Annotated in this window: 5 protein-coding genes; 1 reads left to right on the top strand and 4 read right to left on the bottom strand. The window is 64.2% G+C overall.

From position 1 onward, the window contains the following. Nucleotides 1–31: 31 nt before the first annotated feature. From araD1 to EN991_RS21815, 4 genes are read right to left on the bottom strand one after another with little or no spacing between them, the layout of a single operon-like run. Nucleotides 32–1,030 (bottom strand): AraD1 family protein, encoded by a 999-nt coding sequence (araD1, locus tag EN991_RS21830; protein ID WP_127369527.1) that lies wholly within the window; start codon nt 1,028–1,030, stop codon nt 32–34. Nucleotides 1,031–1,062: 32 nt separating this feature from the next. Beyond that, nucleotides 1,063–1,839: an SDR family oxidoreductase gene (locus tag EN991_RS21825; RefSeq protein ID WP_127369526.1), complete on the bottom strand. Its 777-nt coding sequence runs from the start codon at nt 1,837–1,839 to the stop codon at nt 1,063–1,065. Nucleotides 1,840–1,850: 11 nt separating this feature from the next. Next, entirely contained in the window at nt 1,851–3,578 is a 1,728-nt protein-coding gene (locus EN991_RS21820; protein ID WP_127369525.1) for an IlvD/Edd family dehydratase, read from the bottom strand. Next, nucleotides 3,575–4,318 (bottom strand): FadR/GntR family transcriptional regulator, encoded by a 744-nt coding sequence (locus EN991_RS21815; protein WP_013532967.1) that lies wholly within the window; start codon nt 4,316–4,318, stop codon nt 3,575–3,577. The genes EN991_RS21820 and EN991_RS21815 overlap by 4 nt, the downstream gene beginning before the upstream one ends. A gap of 109 nt (nt 4,319–4,427) precedes the next feature. On the opposite strand from EN991_RS21815, the gene EN991_RS21810 reads away from it, so the two are divergent. Beyond that, nucleotides 4,428–5,357, top strand: coding sequence for an aldose 1-epimerase (locus EN991_RS21810; protein ID WP_064995067.1), 930 nt, complete (start codon nt 4,428–4,430; stop codon nt 5,355–5,357). Nucleotides 5,358–5,429: the final 72 nt, after the last annotated feature.

The following is a 5,429-nucleotide window of genomic DNA, read 5'->3' as shown; positions in this document are numbered from 1 at the left end:
CTGGTGGACCGTAATTTTCGGGCCTGCGCCGTCACAGCTGGGTAACAGCGACCAGTCCCTCGTCCGGCACCGACACCATCCGGTTGCGCAGTGGCTTGCCGAACGTCTGTGCCTGGATTTCATACTCGTCGCCGGAAGCCGTCTTGACGCCGGAGGCGTAGCTCATCACCGCCGCGCCGAAGAAATAGGCGTGCAGGTCGCCCGCCCTGCGGTGCATCGGGTAGCGGAAATGGAAGTGTTCGAGATTGGCGATCGAGTGCGACATGTGCGCTTCACCCGACAGGAACTCCTGCTCCCAGATAACAGTGCCGTCGCGCAGGATGCGCGAATGGCCGCGCACTTCTTCGGGCAGGTCACCGATCAGCAGTTCCGGACCGATCGAGCAGGAGCGCAGCTTGGAATGGGCGAGATAAAGGTAGTTCTCGCCCTCCGTCACGTGGTCGGAATATTCGTTTCCGAGCGCATAGCCGATGCGATAGGGATGGCCATCGGGTCCATTGACATAAAGCCCGACGATCTCGGCTTCCTCTGCACCGGCTTTCGCGAATGCCGGCATCGGCAGCGGCGCGCCGGGCGGGACAACGCAGGTGCCGACGCCCTTGAAGAACCACTCTGGCTGAATCCCGATCTTGCCGGCGCCAGGCTTGCCGCCCTCCAGTCCCATGCGGAAGATTTTCAAGGAATCGGATTCGTCGGCACCTTCGCCATGGGTCAGAACATGCATCTGGTTGCGCGCGGCGGCACTTCCGGTGTGGGTGAGGCCGGTGCCGGTGACCAGGAAGCGCGCCGGTTCGGGATGGTCGACCGGAGCGAGCACCTGCCCATCGCGCAACAGTTGGTCGTAGTCGATTTTCGCTGTGCCGGTCCGCTTCTCGACCAGCGCTGCGATCGACGTGCCCTGGGCAATTGCCGCTTCGGCCAGCTCCAGCACGCTGCTGGTCTTCTCGAGAGGGTGCAGATGATTGCCGTCATCGCAGACACGGCCAACCCCTCTGCTGCCGTCGGCCATTCTGAACTGAACAAGACGCATGAACTAACCTTCTTCCTTTGAAGCCGTACGGGTCACACCCAGCCCGCATCGACGATGAACTGCTGGCTTGTGCACATGCGGCTGTCGTCGGCGGCGAGGAACAGCGCCATGCGCGCGATATCGGAGGGTTGCAGCCGGTCGGGCAGGCACTGCCTTTCCGCGATCTGGCGTTCGCCGGCCGGGTCCAGCCACAGGCGAATCTGGCGCTCGGTCATCACCCAGCCCGGCACCATGCAGTTGACGCGGATGCGCTCAGGGCCAAGCTCGCGGGCCAGCGCCCGCGTCATGCCGTAAACAGCCGCTTTCGCGGTGACATAGGCTGGGCAATCCGGATCGCCGACCATCCAGGTGATGGAGCCGAAGTTGATGATCGAGCCGCCGCCCTGCGCGCTCATCTGCGGACGCACTGCCTGCGCCGCGAAAAACTGGTGGCGCAGATTGACCGCCATGCGGTCGTCCCAATAGGCAACCGTCACATCCTTGGTCTGGTGGCGGTCGTCATTGCCGGCATTGTTGCACAGCGCCTGGATGGGGCCATTGTGCTGCATTGCCTGCACGGTTGCCGCCTGCAACTCTTCGACGTTGCGCAGGTCGCATGGAATGAACAGCGGCGCGGCATGTCCGTCGGCCGCAATCGCGTCGACCAGACGTTGGGATGGTTCTTCGGCCATGTCGACGAAGGCGACGCGGCTGCCCTGGGCGCAGAAATGGCGCACCAGGCTTTCGCCGATGCCGCTGCCGCCGCCTGTTATGAAGACGCTGCGGCCCTTGAGGCTTGGATAGATCGCGTAGCCGATTTCATCCGTCATCGCGCGCCTCTCTAGTGCGAATGCCGAGGAATGCCGGCATCGCGCCGGCCGACGAGAAAGTCGAAATCGCAGCCCTTGTCGGCCTGCAGCACGCGCTCGACATAAAGGCTCTGGTAGCCGCCCTCCGGCGACGCCGGCGGCTTCCAGTCACGCCGGCGGATGGCGAGCTCCTCTTCCGACACCAAAAGTTCCAACCGGCGGCCGGCGACGTCGAGCTCGATGAGGTCGCCGTCGCGCACCAGCGCCAGCGCGCCGCCTGCGGCTGCTTCCGGCGCCACATGCAGAACCACGGTGCCGTAGGCGGTGCCGCTCATGCGCGCGTCCGAAATGCGCACCATGTCGGAGATGCCTAGCTTGAGCAGTTTGGCCGGCAGCGGCATGTTGCCGACCTCGGCCATTCCGGGATAACCGCGCGGCCCGCAGTTCTTCAGCACCATCACCGAGGTGGCGTCGATGTCCAACTCCGGATCGTCGATGCGGGCGTAGTAATGCTCGATGTTTTCGAACACCACCGCCTTGCCGCGATGCTGCATCAGCTCGGGCGTTGCCGCGGACGGCTTGATGACCGCGCCGTCAGGCGCCAGATTGCCGCGCAGGATGGAGATGCCCCCTTCCTTGGTCAGCGGCTCGCTCATTGGGCGGATCACTTCGCTGTTGTAGTTGGGCGCGCCGTCGATCAATTCACCGATGGTCTTGGCGCTGACGGTCATGGCGTCGCGATGAAGAAGCCCCACTTCATCAAGCGACGCCATGACCGCAGCTAGCCCCCCGGCGTAGTAGAAATCTTCCATCAGGAACCGGCCCGACGGCATCAAATCGACAATGGTTGGAACGTCACGACCTAGGCGGTCCCAGTCTTCGAGGCTGAGATCGACACCGATCCGGTTGGCGATGGCGATCAGATGCAGCACCGCATTGGTCGAGCCACCGATCGCGCCGTTGACGCGAATGGCGTTCTCGAACGCTTGCCTGGTGAGGATCTCCGCGATCGTCACGTCCCTGCGCACCAGATCGACGATCTGGCGTCCGGCCATCTGGGCGAGCACGCCACGGCGCGAATCCACCGCCGGGATCGCGGCGTTGTCCGGCATGCCGATGCCGAGCGCTTCGACCATGCTGGCCATGGTCGAGGCTGTGCCCATCGTCATGCAGCTGCCCGCCGATCGGCTTTGGCCCTGCTCGGCGGCGAGAAAGTCGGCAACCGGCATGCGGCCGGCTTTAACCTCCTCGGCGAATTTCCAGACATGGGTGCCCGAGCCGATATCGTGTCCGCGGAACTTGCCGTTGAGCATCGGCCCGCCGGAAACGGCGATGGTCGGCAGGTTGCACGATGCGGCGCCCATCAGCAGCGCCGGTGTGGTCTTGTCGCAACCGACCAGCAGGATGACGCCATCGATCGGATTGCCGCGGATGGACTCCTCGACATCCATGCTGACCAGGTTGCGAAACAGCATGGCGGTGGGGCGCATGTTGCTCTCGCCCAGCGACATCACCGGAAATTCGAGCGGCAGGCCGCCGGCTTCATAGACGCCGCGCTTGACGTGATCGGCCAGCGCCCGCAGGTGGGCATTGCACGGGGTCAATTCCGACCAGGGGTTGCAGATGCCGATCACCGGGCGGCCGTCGAAAGCGTCGGCGGGAATGCCCTGGTTCTTCATCCAGCTGCGGTGCATGAAGGCGTTCTTGCCCTCACCGCCGAACCAGGCCTCGGACCGTAGCTTGCGTTTGTTCTCGCTCACGATGCCAGCTCCCGATTCTGGCGGCGCTTGTTGCGGTTCTCGACACTGCGGCGCACGTCCTCCTCAGCATTGTCGATGAGGACCAGCAGCGCCTTTTGTGCGCCGGTCGCGTCGCCGGCGGCGATCTTTTCGGCGACTTCCCGGTGCAGCGGCAATGAGGGGCGCTGCCCTTCCGGATTGTCGTTGGAAAGACGAAAGCTCGTCACCAATGCGGTTTCGACCAGTGCCGCCAGCGAGCCGATCAGCTCATTGCCGGTCATGCGCAGTATGGTCTGGTGGAACAAAAGGTCAGGCTTGGCGAAGCGGTCGCCGTCGTCGACCACCGCCTCCATTTCGACCAGAGCTGCATTGATCTCGGCGATCTGCGCTGGCGTGGCGCGCTGGGCCGCAAGCGCTGCCGACATCGGCTCGATGGCCCTGCGCAATTCGAACAGCGCCCGGACATCGTCGGCGCTGACACCGCTGGCATAGCGCCATGACAGGACGTCCGGGTCGAGGAAATTCCAGTCGGCACGAGGACGCACCCTTGTGCCGGTCTTCGGCCGCGATTCGACCAGCCCCTTGCCCGCCAACACCTTGATCGCCTCGCGCAGCACCGTGCGGCTGACCCCCAGCATCTCGCTTGAATCGTCGGCATTGGGCAGTGCCTCGCCGGGTAGGAAATCGCCTTGAACGATGCGCAATCCGATTTGCTCGACGACGGTCGCATGCAGAGCGGTGGAGCCGCTGGAAACCGCCACCGCGACTCTCGACGTACGCGCCATACTGAAAGATTTGTTATTCTTCATACTATTCATATGATATGTCTTATCGGCATTGCGATTGGAGTCAAGGGATGGGGGAGTGCCGATGACAAAGAATTCCGCTGCCGTTGCCGAGCAGCACCAAGGGCTGATCTCGATCAGCGACGGCATTGCGACCGTGGAGATCGCGCCGGCCGCCGGCGGCGCGCTGGCGTCGTATCGCTGGCGGCAAAACGGATCCGTCGTGGATTGGCTGCGCCCTGCGGATCAGGCGGCGATCGACGGCCGCGATGCCGGCGCCATGGCCTGCTTCCCGCTGGTTCCCTATTCCAATCGCATAAGGCACGGCCGCTTCGCATTCGCAGGCCGCACCGTCGAACTGCCGACCAGCCCGGACGATCCACATCATGAGCATGGCCATGGCTGGCGTCGGCCATGGACCGTCGTGCGGCACGAAGCCAGCGCCACCGTCCTATCCTATCGCCATGCCGCCGATTCCTGGCCGTGGAGCTATGAGGCAAGGCAAGAGATCTCGCTGGTCGATGGCAGCCTGATCACCGCCATCTCGCTGCGCAACCTGTCGGACGCGCCGATGCCGGCCGGGCTCGGCCTGCATCCCTATTTCCCATCGACACCGTGGACGCATGTCCAGGCGCGGGTGTCCGGCATGTGGGAGACCGACGCGGAAATCCTGCCCACCCGGCACGTCCTGCCGCCTGCAGGCTCCAACCCGACCACGGGCTTCGACGTGTCGGAGACGGACTTCGACACGGTCTTCACCGGATGGTCGCGCCGCGCCCGGATCTCCTGGCCGGAGCATGGACGGCAACTGGACATCGAGGCCGAGGCGCCACTCGATTTCCTTGTCCTCTACACGCCGCCCGGCGAGCCGTTCTTTTGCGCCGAACCGGTCAGCAACATCACCGATGCCTTCAACCGCAGGGCTGACACGGGCATCGAGGCCGGCTGTATCGTACTGGCGCCCGGGCACATGCGGTCCGCAAGCGTTCGCTTCACGCCTTCGCGGGAGATCTGATCGCCAGTCTGAGCCGCATCAACTGCTTTGCCTCGCCGCTTCGCGGATGGTCTGCAACAGGATGGAGAAGGC

The sequence above is a fragment of the Mesorhizobium sp. M7A.F.Ca.US.005.03.2.1 genome, assembly GCF_003997795.1.
GTDB classification, from domain to species: Bacteria; Pseudomonadota; Alphaproteobacteria; order Rhizobiales; family Rhizobiaceae; genus Mesorhizobium; species Mesorhizobium ciceri.
This window is presented reverse-complemented; position numbering and strand designations above follow the sequence as displayed.

Coding starts and splice junctions, on each gene's coding strand:
- EN991_RS21825 (WP_127369526.1), bottom strand. CDS start 1,839: ATGACGGATGAAATCGGCTACGCGATCTATCCAAGCCTCAAGGGCCGC.
- araD1 (WP_127369527.1), bottom strand. CDS start 1,030: ATGCGTCTTGTTCAGTTCAGAATGGCCGACGGCAGCAGAGGGGTTGGC.
- EN991_RS21810 (WP_064995067.1), top strand. CDS start 4,428: ATGACAAAGAATTCCGCTGCCGTTGCCGAGCAGCACCAAGGGCTGATC.